Source organism: Arthrobacter sp. P1_B11 (assembly GCF_056406715.1).
Window position 1 is genome coordinate 1 of sequence record NZ_JBFTZQ010000029.1, and the last position, 16609, is coordinate 16609.

Consider the following 16609-nt stretch of genomic DNA (forward strand, 5'->3'; position numbering starts at 1 on the left):
CTCGAATACAAGCTGGAGGTCTGGGACTCGCCCAACTCCGCCGGCGTGATCATCGACGCCATCCGCGCCGCCAAGATCGGCTTGGACCGCGGTATCGGCGGGCCGCTCCTGTCGGCTTCGAGCTACTTCATGAAGTCCCCGCCGGAGCAGTTCAATGACGACCTCGCCCGTGAAAAGGTCGAGGCCTTCATCCGCGGCGACCTCGAGCGCTAAACCCCGGACCCTCCGTCAGTTCCTGCAGGTCTTGACCCGACGCTCCCTCAGATCCTGCGGGCTTCATCCGGACGCTCCATCAGCTTTTGCAGGTTTCCACGCGACGCTCCCTCACTTTCGGTGGGGGAGCGTCGGTGCTTAGGCGGGATGCGGACCAGCAGAGGAAGCAACTGCCGGCGGCGAGCTGCGGAGGTTACCCCGCCAAGGCTTGGAGCCGGGCAGGGCGTTGTTCCGCGGCGGCGTGGTAGCTTTCCAGCGTGATGGCGGCGGTCCGCTGCCAGCCGGAGTTTTCGGCGCGGATGGAGGCGGCGCGGCCAATGTGGTCGCGGGTGGCGGGGTCGTCGTAGAGGGCTTCCAGCGCGTCGGCCCAGTCGGCGGCGCGGTGGCCGTCCACCAGCAGCCCGGTCCGTTCGTGGCTGACGGCGCGGGTCAGCCCGCCAACGCGGGTGGCGACCACGGGGGTGCCGCAGGCCTGCGCTTCGAGGGCGACGAGGCCGAAGGATTCGCTGTAAGAGGGCATGACGACGACGTCGGCGGCGCGGTACCAGGCGGCCAGTTCGGACGCGCCGACCGGCGGGTGGTGGGTGACGACGTCGTCCAGTCCGGCGGCGCTGACGAGGGATTTGAGGTTGAAGTCCTTGGCGCCGCTGAGCTCGCCGAGGACGGTGAGTTTCAGGTCGATGTCTGGGCGGCGCTGGCGGAGCAGGGCGGCGGCCTTGAGCAGGATCTGCGGGCCTTTGAGCCGCTGGATCCGGCCGGCGAAGAGCAGGTGGAACGTGCCCGGCCCGATGCCGTGGGCGGTGCGGGAGCGGGCGCGGAACGCCGGCGTGAAGACGGACAGGTCGACGCCGGGGGGTGCGACGTCGATGTGGTCGAAGTCGGCTCCGTAGTGGGAGACGAGTTCGGCGGCTTCGGCGGTGGTGTTGGCAATCAGCCGGGTGGCGCCGTCCACGATCCGGTGTTCGCCGTCCTCCCGGCGGCGGGGTTCGGGTTCCTCACCGGACTGCAGCAGGAGGTTTTTGACCTTGGCCATGGTGTGCATGGTGTGCACCAGCGGCACGTTCCACAGTGCGGAAAGTTCCAGGCCGGCGCTACCGGAGACCCAGTAGTGGGAGTGTATGAGGTCGTAGCGGCCGTGGGGCTGCCGGGCGCGGATGCGTTCGATTTCGGCGACCATGGCGTGCAGCAGTTCGGGGAGTTCCTCTTTGGGGAGTTTGCGGGGCGGACCGGCCAGGACGTTGTGGACGCAGACGCCGGGATCGGGGTGTTCGACGGCGGGCTGGCCGGCGGCGGTGGACCGGGTGAAGATTTCCACTTCGATGCCGGATTCGGCCAGGGCCGAGGCGAGGCCCCGGACGTAGACGTTCATGCCGCCGGCGTCCCCGGAACCGGGCTGTTCCATGGGGGAGGTGTGCAGCGACAGGAAAGCCACGCGCTTGATCAAGGACATGTCCCTCCTTTCTGCTTTGCGAAGTACCGCTTTATGAAGTGGTACACGAACGGCCCCCATCTACAGGACGGGGGCCGTTCGGCTGTTTTGCCCAGTCTTACTGGGATACCTTGGCGAGGTTTTCGCGTTCGGCGGCGATGGTGGTGCTGTCGCCGTGGCCGGTCCGGACCACCGTTTCCGCGGGGAGGGTGAGGAGCCGTTCGCGTATGGAGGTCAGGATGGTCGGGTAGTCGCTGTAGGAGCGGCCGGTGGCACCGGGGCCGCCGTTGAACAGGGTGTCCCCGGTGAACACCGTTCCCTCCTGTTCGAGGAGGAAGCAAGTGGAGCCCGGCGAGTGGCCGGGCGTGTGGATCGCCTTCAGGGTGGCCCCGCCCACGGTAAATTCGTCCCCATCGCTGATGCTGCGGTCGGGGGTGGTCCCGGGGTAGACCTGTTCCCAGAGGACTTGGTCCTCCGGGTTCAGCCAGATGGGTGCGGCGACGGCGCCGGCGACGTCGCGGGCGGCGCCGATGTGGTCGTTGTGCGCGTGCGTGAGCAGGATGGCCAGGACCTTCCGGCCACGCACCTGGCTGATGATCGCAGCGGCGTCGTGCGGGGAATCAATGATCACGCACTCGTTCTCGTTGCCCACGATCCAGACGTTGTTGTTCACGTCCCATGTCCCGCCGTCGAGCGAGAAGGTCCCCGAGGTGACCAGGTTTTCGATCGTGACACTCATGCGGAGGCACCTGCCGTCTGGATGCCTTCGACAGTCTGGATGTCCTGGGCGGGCTGGATTTCGACGACGGAGCGCAGGACCTTGCCTTCGTGCATTTTGTCGAAGGCATCCTCGACCTGGTCGATGGTGATGCGTTCGGAGACGAACGCGTCCAGGTCCAGGTTGCCCTGCTTGTAATGGGAGACGAGCATGGGGAAGTCGCGAGAGGGCAGGCAGTCCCCGTACCAGGAGGACTTCAGCGACCCGCCCCGGCCAAAGACATCCAGCAGCGGCAACTCCAGCTGCATGTCCGGCGTCGGGACGCCGACAAGGACCACTCTGCCGGCCAGGTCCCGGGCGTAGAACGCCTGCTTATAGGTTTCGGGGCGTCCGACGGCCTCGATCACGACGTCGGCCCCGTTCCCGCCGGTCAGCGCCCGGATCGCCTCCACTGGGTCGGAGGTGCGGGAGTTCACGCCATGGGTCGCGCCCAGGGATCTGGCCATCTCGATCTTGTTCTCATCGATGTCCACTGCGATGATCGTGGTGGCCCCGGCCAGCTTCGCGCCGGCGATCGCGGCAATGCCCACGCCGCCGCAGCCGATCACGGCCACCGATTCGCCGCGCTTGACCTCCCCGGTGTTGATCGCCGCCCCGATGCCGGCCATCACCCCGCAGCCCAGCAAACCCACCGCGGCCGGGTCGACGTCCTCATCGACCTTGGTGCACTGCCCGGCAGCGACCAGTGTCTTCTCCGCGAACGCCCCGATCCCCAGGGCCGGGGACAGTTCGGTTCCGTCCTCCAGCGTCATCTTCTGGGTGGCGTTGGCGGTGTTGAAACAATACTGCGGCTGGCCCTTCGAACACGCCCGGCACTGCCCGCACACCGCACGCCAGTTCAGGATCACCCGGTCACCCGGGGCCACCTCGGTCACACCTTCACCCACGGCGGAGACCACGCCGGTGGCCTCGTGGCCCAGCAGGTACGGGAACTCGTCCCCAATGCCGCCCAGCTTGTAATGCAGGTCCGTGTGGCACACCCCGCACGTTAAGACATCCACCAGGGCCTCCCCTGGCCCCGGATCCGGGACCAGGATCGTTTCCACCGACACCGGAGCGTTCTTCTCCCTGACAACAACTGCCTTCACTTTATGAACCATGATCTGGGTGTTCCTTTCGAGTGTTCTGCGGCTGGCACAGTTGACACATCGCTTTTTCGCAGGCGCCTGGCGCTGTCTATGCGGGGGAGCGGGTGGTGGCCGGAGGTCTTCTGATTCGGCGTCAGCGGCTTTTTGGGAGCGACTGATTTACCTGATATTTGTGAGTTATATAACTAATATATAAGTGATCGTATGCGCCCGAACTTGGCTGCGTCAACGTGCTCGAGGCAATCGGGAAAGCCGGACGCAGCCGTCAGTCGGTCTCGGGGCCGGAACAGAAAAAGCAGCCGTGGTAGTCGCAGTCATCAACGGAGGAAGCTTCATCTGATTCCGTTTCAACCTTTGCCACTGTGGACGCCGATGGTGCCATGTGAGTGCCTTTCCTAGTTTGGGACGCGCTCGTAGACGCGGAGAGTTAGCCGCCCGCAAAGGGCGGGAGAACGTCAAGGACGTCCTCCGAATTCAGGGCTGTTGACCGGTCGCGGACAGCCACTTCGTTACGGAGGAAGCTGCTCCTGGACAGAACCCCGTCAAGTTGCGGAGCGCCGGCAGTGGGCTGCGGGCGGTCTGCCGCAAGTATGGCGGACAGGAGTTCGTCCAGCGTTGACCCCGGCGCGAGGTCGAAGTGTTCCTCCGCCATGCCGGCCGCCGCTGCCGCAGCGGCAAAGTAACGGACCAGTACTGCCAAATTAGCCTCCTATGGCGCTCATGGTTCGGTCCGGCTGGACAAAGTCTTGCGCCCCCAAGCCTGTGTGTTCCATGCCGTGGGCTTTGGGCTTGATCCACATGGCGTCCTCCCACCGCCGCACAAGCTCGTCCTCGGGTGCACCTTCCCGCAGGAGGCCCAGGAGGTCGAACTCCTGGCGCGAGAAGAGGCAGCTCATGATCGTGCCCTCGGCCGTCATGCGGGTCCGCCGGCAGTCCGAGCAGAACGGCTCCGTGACGGAGGCGATGATTCCCACCGTGCCCAGCACCGGACCGGCGGGTCCGCCGGTGGCCGGGTCCCGACGTCGGACGCGGAAGCGTTCGGCGGGCGCGCCGTCACGATCCCCGGGATCGGAAGCCAGCACGAACACTGTTCCCAGGATTTCCCGGATTTCCGTTGCTGTGATCATGTCGCGCCGGGACCAGCCATGGTCGGCGTCCAGCGGCATTTGCTCGATAAACCTCAGCTCATGACCGAATTCAAGGGCCCAAGCCAGCAGCGCTGGTGCTTCGGCGTCGTTGATGCCGCGCATGAGTACGGCATTGATCTTGATTGGGCCGAGGCCGGCGGACGAGGCTGCCTGGACCCCGGCCAGCACCCTGCCCAGGTAAGGGCGCCGGGTAATTTTGGTGAAGGTCTCTTGGTGCAGGGAGTCCAGGGAGATATTGACCCGTGTGAGGCCGGCGTCCCTCAGCAACTCGGCTTTCTTGTCCAGTCCCAGACCATTGGTTGTCATGGAGATCGGAAGGTCAGGGTGGCGGCAGCGGAGCGCGCTGACAATGTCCACGAGGTCCCCGCGGACCAGAGGTTCGCCGCCCGTCAGGCGCAGCTCCCTGACTCCGAGCCGATCGACGCCGATCCCCACGATCCGCACGATCTCTTCGGCGGTCATGACCGCCGGCTTGGGAAGCCATTCCAGGCCTTCCGCAGGCATACAGTACGTGCATCGGAGATTGCACTTGTCCGTCACGGACAGTCTCATGTCGGTGGCCCGGCGGCCAAAACGGTCGAACAGTCCCGAAGGCTGCCCTTGCGGCCGCCGCGGCGGGATCTTCATCCGGTTGTAGGGGGCCTCTTGGCGCAACACCGGCAAGCCAAGTTGAACGGTCATCAGTGGTGGCTTCGAGCTGATGACCGGGTGGTTACCGCGGCGACTGTGCCGATTGTTGCGGACATTGCGCTTTCCCTTTCTGGGTCCGACGTTCTTGCAGGGGCGCGTCAGTGCGGCCGGATCCCGATCCGAGGTGGTACCGGGATCCGGCCGCGTTGTACTTAGCGCCGCTTGTCCCCGGCAGGATCAAGCTCACTCTTGGAGCACCGTTCATCACATTCATGCTTGGTCACCAGATCGAACTGGACGCCGCCATGCTGTTCGACTCCACTGCGGATGGAGCGCTCGACGACGGATGTGACCAGCCGCCTGCGCAGTGACAGCGGGTCCCTGCGCAGATCCCTTGTCAGGGCAAAACACATCAGGAACATCACAAGCACGAAGGGCAGCGCTGAGACGATGGTGATCCGTTGCAGTCCGGCAAGCGCCTCGGCAGGCTTGTCGCCGCCGGCAAGGAGCATCACAGATGCGACGGCGCCGGTGAGGGCACCCCAGAAGATAACGACTCCCCGGCGTGGCTCTTCAGCGCCGTCGGAGCTCAGTGAACCCATCACGATGGAGGCCGCGTCGGCACCCGTGACGAAGAAGATCGCCACCAGGACCATCGCCAGGATGGAGACCGCGGCGGCAATGGCGTTGGGCAAGGGCAGGTGGTGGAGCAGATCGAACAGCGCACCATCGAAGGAAATCGTGGGAGTTCCGTCGACGATCTTGGCCAGGCCATCGCCGGTGTCCGGTGTGGCATCAGCTGTGGACTGGATATGGATGGCGGCGCCGCCGAAGATGCCGAACCAGATCACGCTGACGACGCTGGGGACCAGCAGGACACCAGTGACGAACTGGCGGATGGTGCGGCCGCGGCTGATGCGGGCGATGAACAGGCCCACGAAGGGAGTCCAGGAGACCCACCAGGCCCAGTAGAAGATGGTCCAGCCGGACATCCATGTGCGCAGGGCATCGTCGCCGACGGCCTCGGTCCGGGAGGCCATCTCGGCCAGGTCCCGGGCATAGTCGCCGACGGCCGCCGGAATCAGGTTCAGGATGAAAAGCGTTGGCCCGGCCACGAAGACGATGACCGCAAGGAGTGCGGCCAGGACCATGTTGATGTTGGACAGCCACTGGATTCCGCGGCTGATGCCGGAGACTGCCGAGGCCACGAAGCAGGCTGTGAGAATGGCAACGATCACCACGAGCACGGGGGTGGCAAGTTGGCCGCCGATCCAGCCGTTGGACGCCATGCCGCTGCCGATCTGCAGCGCTCCGAGTCCGAGCGATGCTGCCGTTCCGAAGAGTGTGGCGAAGATGGCCAGCATGTTGATGAGCTTGCCGATGGGACCTTCCACCCTGCGGATGCCGAACAGGGACGTGAAGACGGAGGAAATGAGTTGCTTGCGGCCGAGGCGGTAGGACCCGTAGGCCATGGCAACGCCCACCACCGCGTACATGGCCCACGGGTGCAGGGTCCAGTGGAAGATCGAAGTTGCCATTGCCGTTTGGACCGCCGCGGGAGTCTGGCCGTCAACGGTGCCCGGTGGCGGGGAGATGTAGTGGTACAGCGGCTCGGCCACGCCGTAGAACATGAGCCCGATGCCCATGCCTGCCGCGAACATCATCGAGACCCACGAGACCATGGAGTACTCGGGCTTTTCCGCGTCTTTCCCCAGCGGAATGTTCCCGAAGCGGCTGACCGCCAGCCACAGCACATAGACCACGAATAGGGACGAGAGGGAAACGAACATCCAGCCGGTGTTTTCCATGACCCAGTCAAGGACCACCTGGGAAGTGGCGGCCAGGTTCTCCCTGCCGGCAAATCCCCAGATGACAAAGGCCAGTGTGAGCAGTCCGGCGACGCCGAAGACTACCTTGTCGATGCCTCCCTTCCGGAACAGCTGGCTGCTGCGCCGCGCTTCTTCGTGTTCTGATTCGGTTTCCCGCAGGGCCTGAAGGATTTGCAGGTCTTCCTGGGGAGGTTCAGGCTCTCGTTCCAACGCCGGGTCCACCCCGGAGTCCCGACTGTCTTCGCTGCTTTCATCGATAGTGACGTCACTATTGATTGTCATGAGGTTCCTTAATTGAATAAGTGGGACGGCGGCCGTGGCCGCCGGCGGTTAGCCCGGCGGCAGGTCCGGCTCGTCCTCGGATTCGATTGTCGCCGTCGACAATCTTGATTTCGTGAATGCGGACCAGCAGTTCCGCCGGGGGAGGGGCGACGGATCCTCTGCTCGTTTAGTTCCGCAGTAATCAACACGCATCGTCTTCAGCAACAGAGTGCGCTAGCTCACACGCAATTGTCAAGGAATTCCTTGGCCTGGCGTCATCCTTGACAGTCGACATGTCACACATCACGCTGTTGCTTATCGCGGTTGTTGTTGCGCATAAAGCAGTTAGGAAGCGAGTGGGTTATGCAGACACTTGCGATCGTGGGCGCCTCACTGGCCGGCCTTTCGGCGGTCAGGGCAGCCCGCGCTCAGGGCTTCTCCGGACGGTTGGTCACCCTTGGCGATGAGCATCACCGCCCCTATGACAGGCCGCCCCTGTCCAAGGAATTCCTCCTCGGCACCATCACGGCCGAAGATCTGTTTCTCGAGACGGACGACCACGGACTGAACGCTGAGTGGCTTCTTGGCGGCGGCGCTAGCGGTGCAGGCGCTGCTGGATAGCGATGCTCAACCACCGGTCCGGGTCATCGGCGCGTGTAGCCCATGTTGGCACTGATCCGCAGGCCAGCCTGCCCGAGGCCCTCGACGAGGCCCGGCGTTTTCTCCGGATCGAAGCGGAATGCGGGGCCGGAGATGCTGACCGCGCCGATCACCGTCCCCAAGTGGTTGTAGACCGGAACCGCCATGGAGTTCAGACCGATTTCAAACTCTTCCCTGACCACCGCATGGCCGTGGTGGGCGACGTCCAGAAGTTGCTTTTCAAGCTTGTCGCGGCTGGTGATGGTCCGCGGGGTGCGGGCCGGCAGTCCGGTCTCAGTCAGGATCCTTTCCCGTTCTTCCACCGGCAGTGCCGCCAGCAGAACTTTCCCGCTCGATGTCGCGTGCAAGGGGGTCAGGCTCCCCACCCAGTCATAGGTAGCCAGAGTTGACGGTCCCATGGCCTGGTCCACGTTCACCGCGTAATTGGACCGGAGCACGGCAAGGTTCACCGTCTCCTTGAACTCCTCGGCCAGGCTTTCGAGCACAGGGCGTGCCTCGCGGACCAGGCTCAGCCGGCCGGGAATGGAACTGGCCAGGCGCAGGATGCCAAAGCCCAGCTGATACTTGCCCCGTTCGCTGTTCTGGTGGACCATCTCCCTGCCCACCAGGGAGCCGAGCAGCCTGGAGGCAGTGGACTTGTGAATGCCCATTTCCTCGGCGATCTCACTCACGCCAGCATGGCCTTCGCGGGCCAGGATCTCCAGGACAACGAGGGCCCTGTCTACAGACTGGACACCGCCATGCTGGCCGCCCTCGCCCTCGCTGTCGGCATCGGATTCAGGGTCATTGTTCGAAGCCATGATCCATACTCTCAAAGTAGTGTCGGCGGTCTGCTTTCCAGGGAGACCGCGGGGACAGGCCTCTCGGCCAATCCCCCGTTTTGATCCTATGCCGGGAAGTGTGACGAAGCCGACATTGCGTTGAGGCGGTTAACGCTCAGCGCAGGTCAAGGCGCATAAGCACCCGCGGGAAGCCATTGAGGACGGAGCCGGTGTCGGCGGCCTTGGTGAAACCTGCATCCTCGAAGAGTTTGCGTGTACCGACATAGGCCATGGTGAGGTCCACCTTCCTGCCCTGGTTGTCCACCGGATAGCCCTCGATGGCGGGCGCGCCGAACGAGCGTGCGAATTCGACGGCACCCTGCAGCAGCACATGGGAAATTCCCCACCCGCGGTACCCCGGGCGCACCCGGATACACCACACGGCCCACACGTCGAGGTCGTCCACGTGAGGGATCCGGCGGTTGCGTGCGAAGCTGGTGTCGGCGCGCGGATGGACACCGGCCCATCCAACTGCCTCCCCGCCGTCGTACGCCAGCACCCCGGGCGGCGGGTCCTGCGCCACCAGTTCCTGCACGAGCTCCCCGCGGGCAGTGCCCCGCAGCTCAACGTTTTGCTTTGACGGAATGCGGTAGCTCAGGCACCAGCACACGGTTGCGTCGGGCCGCTTGGGCCCCACCACCGCTTTCACGTCCTCGAACTGCGTCGCCGGACGGACCTCGATCGCCATGCGGCCACCTTGCCACCGCTCTCGGGTGGAGGCAAGCGCGGAAAGACGACTTAGCGCAGGCCGTTGCTGTGCGCCAAGGCGATCGCTTCAGTGCGCGAAGTGGCGCCGAGCTTGCGGTAGATGTTGCGGAGGTGGAACTTCACGGTGTTTTCGCTGACGTGCAGCTTGGCCGCGATCGCCCGGTTCCGTTGCCCGGCGGCCAGCAGCTGCAGGACCTCCAGCTCCCGGTCACCCAGGTTCCAGGCGGCGACGTCGGGCAGTTTGCGGCCGGGCGGGTCCAGCGGAAGGGTGACAGCGACGTCGGCACCCCAGCCCTGCATCAGGTCGATCGTCATCTGGCCGTCCAGGACCTCCACCCGTTGCGTCAGGCGGGCGATGCTGGGAGCCTCTGCGGAGAGGCTGCCCAGGCCGTCATCGCGGACGTTGATGAGCAGGTTCTCGCCGTCGCAATCCCACTGGGTACGGATGCGGCGCACATCCGGCTGTTCAACCATGGCGAGCACGAGGCCACGGACGATGGCCCGGGCGGCATGCGCCACTTCCCCGGGAAGGGCGCGGCCGTTGACTGGGGGCTCGATGAACTGGACGTCGATGCCGCTGAAATGCATCAGCGGGCGGAGATCTTCGCGGAGGCGCTGGAAGGCCGTGGCAACAGGTTCTTCGACCTGTTCCGTGGTGCGGTCATTGAGCGTCCGCAGTTCCACCAGGGCCTTGGCGGCGACATCTGTGGCGGACTTCCGGGCTGCACCGTCCGCGAGGGCGGGGGAGCGCAGGGCGGCAAGCAATGTCTCCAGCGTGGTTGAGTGCCGGTCAACCAGTTCCGCCGTCACCCTGACCCGTTCGGCGGACGCCGCACGGGACTCGATAAGGTACGACGGCGGTGCATCCGCCACCTTTTCGCGGATACGCTCGGCCGCGAGATCCCACAGGTAACGGACCAGCCACGGCACCGTAAGCTCCTGCCCGGGAAGCCCCGCACCGCTTTCTCCTGTGGCGGACTGGGGATCGGTCAGAACCAGCAACGCGTTTGTGGGCGACGGCAGGGCAAGGATGGGACGTTCCCGGCCCCCGATCGGTGCCCGGCCCTGCCAAGTTTCGCCCCCGTCCAGCGACGCTCTGACGGCATCCAGTTCGGCGATGGAGACCTGGCTGATGACGGACTCGTCACCGGACTTTTTCTGTGGCCGGCCTGTGCAGTCTTCCGTAAAGATCACGAGGGCACTGCTCCGCAGGTACGGGAGGGTGGCCCGGTGGAGTTTCTGCGCGATCTGGGCCAGCGGCGCCGAGGACAGGGACGCGATCGCCTCAAGCAGGGGTTTCACGCCTTCGGACGTCTCAGGCGTTGGGGGAGGGGTGGCGGCTTCGGTAGTGACTGGCACCCGTCCATTGTATAGAAATCCGCGGCGCCGCCTATCCCTTTGGGTGGGAAAGACCGTCCGATCATGCCGTAGTGCCCGCCCGTTTAGCAATCGAAGATGGAAGGGCAAGAACGTCCCGAAGGAGATAACCCATGAGTGTCATGACGGGCACCGATCCCGCCACGCTGGCAGGAACGTCCACCGCAGTTCCGGCAGCATCGGTCACCAGGAACCAGCTCCTGGTCCTGGACGAGATCCAGCGGACAGCTGCCCGCGTGGATCCGGAGCAGGTTGCCGCCCTGGCATCTGAGATCCGGCGCGGCCAGCGGATCTTCGTCACCGGCGCCGGGCGAAGCGGCCTCGTCCTGAAGATGGCGGCCATGCGGCTCATGCACCTGGGACTGACAGTGCACGTGGTGGGCGAGACCACAGCACCCGCCGTCCGCTCCGGAGACGTGCTGCTCGCCGCCTCCGGTTCCGGCACCACATCGAGCGTCGTCAAGGCAGCACAGACCGCTGCCGCCCAGGGCGCGCGGGTGGCTGTCTACACCACGAACCCGGGTTCCCCACTCGCGGAGGCGGCCTCCGCCGTCGTCGTAATCCCGGGGGTGCAGAAGACGGACCACGGATCAGCAGTCTCGCGCCAGTACTCCGGCAGCCTGTTCGAGCAGGTGCTGTTCACCACGACGGAAGCGGTGTTCCAGAGTCTTTGGGATGAAGACGCCGCTGCTCCGGAAGACCTCTGGCTGCGCCACGCAAACCTCGAGTAACCCCCGAAACGCCAACAAACCACCTGAACCACTCAACAAACCAAGGAAGAACACATGAAACTGCAAGTCGCCATCGACCTCCTCACCACCGAAGCCGCCCTCGAACTGGCCGGCAAGGTTGCCGAACACGTGGACATCATCGAACTCGGCACGCCCTTGGTGAAGAGCGAAGGGCTTTCCGCCGTTACCGCCATCAAGAACGCCCACCCGGACAAGATCGTCTTCGCGGACCTGAAGACCATGGACGCCGGAGAACTCGAAGCCGACATCGCCTTCAAGGCCGGCGCTGACCTGATCACCGTGCTCGGCGCCGCCGACGACTCCACCATTGCCGGTGCCGTCAAGGCAGCCAAGGCCCACAACAAGGGCGTCGTCGTCGACCTGATCGGCGTGGCGGACAAGGTCACCCGTGCCAAGGAAGTCCGCGCGCTGGGTGCGAAATTCGTAGAGATGCACGCCGGCCTGGATGAGCAGGCCAAGCCCGGCTACAACCTGAACGTGCTGCTGAGCGCCGGGGAGGAAGCACGCGTGCCGTTCTCCGTGGCCGGCGGAGTGAACCTCTCCACCATCGAGGCCGTCCAGCGGGCGGGCGCCGACGTGGCCGTCGCCGGCGGTGCCATCTACAGCGCCGCGGACCCCGAGCTGGCCGCGAAGGAACTGCGCGCAGCGATCATCTAGCAGGAGCTTCCGGGAAACCCCGACGGCGGTCCGCATCTCTTCGGTGCCGGCCGCCGTTCTGGTGTTGGCCGAGGTTCTGGTGCCGACTGCCGGCCTCCGGGTGCCGTTCCTTCCCGGGCGGCGCCGTGGCACACTGTATGAACTATCGAATGGCTGGGGGATCCAAGTCAGGAGATTGTCATGCGCAGTCTGATCCAACCCTGCACTTCAGGCCTTCGGCTGGCGGTGAGCAACTCATGATGATCGGCTGGGCGTACCTCGCAGCGGCAATCATGACCGTGGACTCGCTGTTGCTGGGATTGCTGCTGATGAACGTGAAATGGCCGAAACGCCGGAAGTGATCCGGTGAGAGCTAGGTCCCGGAATCCTGATCAGCTGCATGGACTCCTCCAGGTGCGCGGACGGACTGCATGAAGGCGACCGGCGAGGTTGGGGAAAGCCTCCGCTGTTGTTCAGTTCCGACGCTGAGGGACATGGATGCCGACGGCGACAGTTACGTGGCCGCCGACCCCCTGCGCATCGTCGGTTGCACTCACAGCTTCCTGACAGTTTCCGAACAGCGGTGCCATATCCCGCTGCCGCATCTTTGTATGAGGGGGCTGAACCTGACGCCGCCCTTAGCCACAAGCCGTTTCGCGCGGCGGATCGAGGAGACACCACATGTCACGAACCAAAAGAATCACGCTCGGCGTTGCGGCCGGAGCCCTGGCACTGTTTGCCGGACGCTCTCTCACTTCCTGCCGCGTCAGCTGAAACGCTCTCTCACTCGTGAGAGAGCGTTTCGGTTTTTATGGCGGTAAGTGAGAGAGCGTCTGGCGGGGTGATGCTGCCTAGAGGACCTTGCGGATGGTCTCCTCGAAGCTCGTGACGTGGTGCAAAGCGAGTTCACCGGCCTTGTCCGCGTCCCCTTCGGCCACCGCATTGAGGAGCTCCACGTGCTCGGTGATGTGGCCGCTCACTGAGGGGACCTTGTCCAGGACCAGGCACCAGATGCGGGTTGCCAGGTTGTCGTAGCGGATCAGGGTGTCTTCGAGGTGCGGGTTCGCGGCCGCCTTGTAGATCAGGCGGTGCACCGTGAGGTCGTACTTCATAAGCTCACGGGATTCTGCAGGGCTCGGATCCAGTTCCGCGATTGTTGTGGCCACGCGCAGTAATTCGCGGCGCATCGCGGCGTTTGCCCTCTTCGCGGCGCGGCGGGCCGCCAGCGGCTCCAGCAGTTCCCGAATTTCCGAGACGTCGGCCAACTCCGTGAAGTCCACAGTGGTGGCAAATGTTCCCCGCCGCGGATAGGACACCACAAGGTGGTCCACCTCCAGCCGCTTGATCGCCTCGCGCACGGGCGTGCGGCCGAAGCCGAGCTCCGCGGCCAACTGCCCGTCGTTGATGGGTTCGCCGGGCCGGATTTCAAGCATGATCAGCTTGTCGCGCAACTGCCGGTACGCTGCCTCGGCCTGGGACAGTACTTCGTCCTCGGCGGACGGCAAAGCGGGAAGTGCATTCACGGCGCGGCTCCGTTCCTCGGTGCTGGGGTCCTCTTACCTACTGCGGCCCGAGATTCAAATGGAAGCTCAGTGCCACTTTGCTTCCGGCTATTGACTCTCTTGTGATCTCAATCATACCATTGTCATCACACTGATATATCAGTTATAGACGAAATGGTATTTCAAAGGAGCATCCGTGGTTGAGCAGTTGAATGAGCGACTTTCCGCAGTCGATCCAGAGGTCGAGCAGGCCGTTGCCCGCGAGCTGGTCCGCCAGCAGTCCACCCTCGAGATGATCGCCTCGGAGAACTTTGCTCCGGCGGCCGTCATGGAGGCGCAGGGCTCGGTCCTGACCAACAAGTACGCCGAGGGCTACCCCGGGAAGCGCTACTACGGCGGCTGCGAGCACGTTGACGTGATCGAGCAGCTCGCCATTGACCGGGTCAAGGCCCTGTTCGGTGCCGAGTTCGCCAACGTCCAGCCGCACTCGGGCGCCCAGGCCAATGCCGCGGCAATGTTCGCCCTGCTGAACCCGGGCGACACCATCATGGGTCTGGATCTTGCACACGGCGGCCACCTCACCCACGGCATGCGCATCAACTTCTCCGGCAAGCTCTATAACGTGGTCCCCTACCACGTGCGCGAATCCGACTTCCGCGTGGACATGGCCGAAGTCGAAGCCCTGGCCCTGCAGCACCGCCCGCGGCTCATCGTCGCAGGTTGGTCGGCCTACTCCCGCCAGCTCGACTTCGCCGAGTTCCGCCGGATCGCTGACCTGGTGGACGCGTACCTGATGGTGGACATGGCGCACTTCGCCGGCCTCGTGGCGGCAGGGCTGCACCCGAACCCGGTGCCGTACGCCGACGTCGTCACCACCACTACGCACAAGACCCTGGGCGGCCCGCGCGGCGGAGTCATCCTCGCCAAGGAGGAGTACGCCCGCAAGATCAACAGCGCCGTGTTCCCCGGCCAGCAGGGCGGCCCGCTGGAGCACGTCATCGCCGCCAAGGCAGTGGCCTTCAAGCTGGCCGCAACCCCCGAATTCAAGGAACGCCAGGAACGCGTCCTCGAGGGAGCCAAGCTGCTGGCAGCCCGGCTCCTCCAGGAGGACGTCGCCGCCGCCGGCATCTCGGTGGTCAACGGCGGCACCGATGTCCACTTGGTCCTCGTGGACCTGCGCAACTCGGAACTGGACGGCCAGCAGGCCGAAGACGCCCTGCACCGGATCGGCATCACTGTCAACCGCAACGCCGTCCCGTTCGACCCCCGCCCGCCGATGGTCTCCTCCGGTCTCCGGATCGGAACGCCTGCACTGGCCACCCGGGGCTTCGGCGCAGCGGAATTCACCGAAGTGGCGGACATCATCGCCACGGCGCTCATCGCCGCGGCGACCGGCGGCGAAACCGCCGGCGGACCGCTCAGCGAGGACACCGCCGTCGAACTCGGCGCCCGGGTCACGGCGCTCGCCGACCAGTTTCCCCTCTACCCGCATCTGAACGACGGCACCGAGATTGCCGACTTCGAGGCAGACATGATTGGAGCAGCCCAGTGAGCACGCAGCAGCTTCCGGAACACCCGGACTTCCTCTGGCGCAACCCGGAGCCCAAGTCCTCCTACGACGCAGTGATCGTGGGCGGCGGCGGGCACGGGCTGGCCACCGCATACTTCCTGGCCAAGAACCACGGCATGACCAACATCGCCGTCCTGGAAAAGGGCTGGCTCGCCGGCGGCAACATGGCCCGGAACACCACCATCATCCGTTCCAACTACCTCTGGGACGAGAGCGCGGCCATCTACGAGCACGCCCTGAAGCTCTGGGAAATCCTGCCGGAGGAGCTCGAATACGACTTCCTGTTCAGCCAGCGCGGGGTCATGAACCTCGCCCACACGTTGGGTGACGTCCGCGAGAGCATCCGGCGCGTGGGCGCGAACAAGCTCAACGGCGTGGACGCCGAATGGCTGGAGCCGGACCAGGTCAAGGAACTGTGCCCCATCCTGAACATCAGCGACAACATCCGCTACCCCGTCATGGGCGCCACCTACCAGCCGCGCGCGGGCATCGCCAAGCACGACCACGTGGCCTGGGCCTTCGCCCGCAAATGCGACGAACTGGGCGTGGACATCATCCAGAACTGTGAGGTCACCGGCTTCCTCAAGGACGGCAACCGTGTAGTGGGCGTCAAGACCAACCGCGGCACCATCAACACCGAAAAGGTGGGCCTGTGCGCGGCCGGACACAGCTCGGTCCTGGCGGAAATGGCCGGTTTCCGGCTCCCCATCCAGTCGCACCCGCTGCAGGCGCTGGTGTCCGAACTGCACGAACCGGTTCACCCCACGGTGGTCATGTCCAACCACGTGCACGTCTACGTCTCCCAGGCCCACAAGGGTGAACTGGTGATGGGCGCCGGCGTCGACTCCTACAACGGCTACGGCCAGCGCGGATCCTTCCACGTGATCGAGCACCAGATGGCCGCCGCCGTCGAACTGTTCCCCATCTTTGCCCGGGCGCATGTGCTCCGGACCTGGGGCGGGATTGTGGACACCACGCTGGACGCCTCGCCGATCGTGGGCACCACACCGGTGGAGAACATGTTCGTCAACTGCGGCTGGGGAACCGGCGGGTTCAAGGGAACGCCCGCTGCCGGACTCACGTTCGCACACACCATCGCCACGGGCGCACCGCACAAGCTGAACAGGCCGTTTGCGCTGGAACGCTTTGAAACCGGAGCCCTGATCGACGAACACGGCGCAGCCGCCGTCGCCCACTAGCCGCCGTC

Annotated in this window: 15 protein-coding genes and 1 pseudogene; 6 read left to right on the top strand and 10 right to left on the bottom strand. The window is 65.0% G+C overall.

The genetic code is table 11. The features are described 5' to 3' along the window. A pseudogene (locus AC1D14_RS18590) lies at nucleotides 1-213 on the top strand (inositol-3-phosphate synthase); the annotation flags it as partial. Nucleotides 214-406: 193 nt separating this feature from the next. Here AC1D14_RS18590 and mshA read toward each other — a convergent pair. The 6 genes from mshA to AC1D14_RS18620 form a co-directional block, all read right to left on the bottom strand. Then, nucleotides 407-1663 (bottom strand): D-inositol-3-phosphate glycosyltransferase, encoded by a 1257-nt coding sequence (mshA, locus tag AC1D14_RS18595; RefSeq protein WP_476882291.1) that lies wholly within the window; start codon nucleotides 1661-1663, stop codon nucleotides 407-409. A 97-nt stretch (nucleotides 1664-1760) separates the two neighbouring features. Continuing rightward, nucleotides 1761-2381, bottom strand: coding sequence for an MBL fold metallo-hydrolase (locus AC1D14_RS18600; protein WP_476968948.1), 621 nt, complete (start codon nucleotides 2379-2381; stop codon nucleotides 1761-1763). Then, nucleotides 2378-3520 (bottom strand): S-(hydroxymethyl)mycothiol dehydrogenase, encoded by a 1143-nt coding sequence (locus AC1D14_RS18605; protein WP_476968949.1) that lies wholly within the window; start codon nucleotides 3518-3520, stop codon nucleotides 2378-2380. Before AC1D14_RS18605 ends, AC1D14_RS18600 begins: the two co-directional genes overlap by 4 nt. 415 nt (nucleotides 3521-3935) lie before the next feature. After that, a complete protein-coding gene (locus AC1D14_RS18610; protein WP_290369749.1) occupies nucleotides 3936-4208 on the bottom strand; it encodes a MoaD/ThiS family protein in 273 nt (90 codons plus the stop codon). A 1-nt stretch (nucleotide 4209) separates the two neighbouring features. After that, nucleotides 4210-5337 carry a GTP 3',8-cyclase MoaA gene (moaA, locus tag AC1D14_RS18615; protein ID WP_476968950.1) on the bottom strand — a complete coding sequence of 376 codons (1128 nt, stop codon included), beginning with the start codon at nucleotides 5335-5337 and terminating at the stop codon, nucleotides 4210-4212. Between the two features lie 161 nt (nucleotides 5338-5498). Continuing rightward, nucleotides 5499-7397 carry a BCCT family transporter gene (locus AC1D14_RS18620; RefSeq protein WP_476968951.1) on the bottom strand — a complete coding sequence of 633 codons (1899 nt, stop codon included), beginning with the start codon at nucleotides 7395-7397 and terminating at the stop codon, nucleotides 5499-5501. A gap of 342 nt (nucleotides 7398-7739) precedes the next feature. Here AC1D14_RS18620 and AC1D14_RS18625 point away from each other — a divergent pair, with 342 nt between their 5' ends. Continuing rightward, nucleotides 7740-7997, top strand: a complete 258-nt coding sequence (locus AC1D14_RS18625) for an FAD-dependent oxidoreductase (RefSeq protein WP_290369747.1) — start codon at nucleotides 7740-7742, stop codon at nucleotides 7995-7997. 23 nt (nucleotides 7998-8020) lie between these two features. On the opposite strand, the gene AC1D14_RS18630 is transcribed toward AC1D14_RS18625, so the two are convergent. The 3 genes from AC1D14_RS18630 to AC1D14_RS18640 form a co-directional block, all read right to left on the bottom strand. Then, complete coding sequence (locus AC1D14_RS18630; protein WP_230118475.1) at nucleotides 8021-8836, bottom strand: IclR family transcriptional regulator; 816 nt, start codon at nucleotides 8834-8836, stop codon at nucleotides 8021-8023. Nucleotides 8837-8972: 136 nt separating this feature from the next. Next, nucleotides 8973-9545, bottom strand: coding sequence for a GNAT family N-acetyltransferase (locus AC1D14_RS18635; RefSeq protein ID WP_230118472.1), 573 nt, complete (start codon nucleotides 9543-9545; stop codon nucleotides 8973-8975). 50 nt (nucleotides 9546-9595) lie between these two features. Continuing rightward, entirely contained in the window at nucleotides 9596-10924 is a 1329-nt protein-coding gene (locus AC1D14_RS18640) for a helix-turn-helix transcriptional regulator (protein ID WP_476882288.1), read from the bottom strand. A gap of 131 nt (nucleotides 10925-11055) precedes the next feature. On the opposite strand from AC1D14_RS18640, the gene hxlB reads away from it, so the two are divergent. Beyond that, entirely contained in the window at nucleotides 11056-11673 is a 618-nt protein-coding gene (hxlB, locus tag AC1D14_RS18645) for a 6-phospho-3-hexuloisomerase (protein ID WP_230118470.1), read from the top strand. A 54-nt stretch (nucleotides 11674-11727) separates the two neighbouring features. Next, nucleotides 11728-12351 carry a 3-hexulose-6-phosphate synthase gene (gene hxlA / locus AC1D14_RS18650; protein WP_230118469.1) on the top strand — a complete coding sequence of 208 codons (624 nt, stop codon included), beginning with the start codon at nucleotides 11728-11730 and terminating at the stop codon, nucleotides 12349-12351. Between the two features lie 830 nt (nucleotides 12352-13181). Here the strand turns inward: hxlA and AC1D14_RS18655 are convergent. Then, nucleotides 13182-13853 carry a GntR family transcriptional regulator gene (locus tag AC1D14_RS18655; protein ID WP_230118468.1) on the bottom strand — a complete coding sequence of 224 codons (672 nt, stop codon included), beginning with the start codon at nucleotides 13851-13853 and terminating at the stop codon, nucleotides 13182-13184. A gap of 175 nt (nucleotides 13854-14028) precedes the next feature. Between AC1D14_RS18655 and glyA the strand changes: the two genes are divergently transcribed. Both glyA and AC1D14_RS18665 read left to right on the top strand, forming a co-directional pair. Continuing rightward, nucleotides 14029-15384, top strand: a complete 1356-nt coding sequence (gene glyA / locus AC1D14_RS18660) for a serine hydroxymethyltransferase (RefSeq protein WP_290369746.1) — start codon at nucleotides 14029-14031, stop codon at nucleotides 15382-15384. Continuing rightward, complete coding sequence (locus tag AC1D14_RS18665; protein WP_230118467.1) at nucleotides 15381-16601, top strand: sarcosine oxidase subunit beta family protein; 1221 nt, start codon at nucleotides 15381-15383, stop codon at nucleotides 16599-16601. The genes glyA and AC1D14_RS18665 overlap by 4 nt, the downstream gene beginning before the upstream one ends. The last annotated feature ends 8 nt before the right edge of the window (nucleotides 16602-16609 follow it).